Origin of the sequence: Psychrobacter sp. TB55-MNA-CIBAN-0194, assembly GCF_040309505.1 — a bacterium.
Taxonomy (GTDB): Bacteria; Pseudomonadota; Gammaproteobacteria; order Pseudomonadales; family Moraxellaceae; genus Psychrobacter; species Psychrobacter fozii.
The window spans coordinates 1-246 of record NZ_JBEOOW010000641.1; the positions used below are offsets into that span (position 1 = coordinate 1).

Annotated in this window: 1 pseudogene; it reads left to right on the forward strand. The window is 43.5% G+C overall.

The annotated features are described in order from the left end of the window. Nucleotides 1–183, forward strand: a pseudogene (glmM, locus tag AAEY75_RS16575) (phosphoglucosamine mutase); the annotation flags it as partial. Nucleotides 184–246 lie beyond the last annotated feature (63 nt).

The following is a 246-nucleotide window of genomic DNA, read 5'->3' on the forward strand; positions in this document are numbered from 1 at the left end:
GTATTAGCTGCAGTAGCAGAGGTTGAGCAAACTTTAGGTGAAAAGGGGCGTGTGTTACTACGTAAATCAGGCACTGAACCTGTTGTACGTGTTATGGTTGAGGCCGAACAAGAGAAGTTAGTAATCGACAGCGCAGAAAAAATAGCCGCGGTTGTTGAATCTATGAGCAAACAAACTGATTGATAACAATAACCTCTTGTAACTTTGGGCGAGTCGAGTTAATATCTCGACCGCTTTCTCATGTGG